At 39.0% G+C, this 331-nt stretch carries 1 protein-coding gene; it reads left to right on the top strand.

From position 1 onward, the window contains the following. Positions 1–331, top strand: a 331-nt coding sequence (locus tag ACFINO_RS10780; RefSeq protein ID WP_375655843.1) for a hypothetical protein, incomplete at both ends; no start/stop codon positions are given.

Below are 331 nucleotides of genomic sequence, written 5' to 3'. Positions count from 1 at the left end.
GGCAATATTATCCGTGCCCTTAAAGCCATTGATGATGTTGATTGGACAGTATGGTTTGAAACTGTCAGTATTGTAGACTCCATTTTGCGTGAAAAGAGTGATTTTTCCGAAATTGATTCTCACTCACGTAATATCTATCGACAAGTCATCGAAAAAATTGCACGCTTTTCGCCTCTTAATGAGTCAGAAATTGCACGCAAAGCTGTAAAAATGGTGCATTCCTCCTCTCAAGATACTTCTCATCATAACAATTCCTCTGTTGGATGGTATCTAGTCGATGATGGGCGTTATGCCTTTGAAAAAGTTTGTAGTTATACTCCACCTCTGCATA

The organism is Bartonella sp. AA83SXKL, assembly GCF_042196965.1.
Classification (GTDB): domain Bacteria; phylum Pseudomonadota; class Alphaproteobacteria; order Rhizobiales; family Rhizobiaceae; genus Bartonella.
The sequence above is the reverse complement of the archived record's forward strand: the minus strand, read 5'-3'. Positions and strand labels throughout refer to the sequence as shown.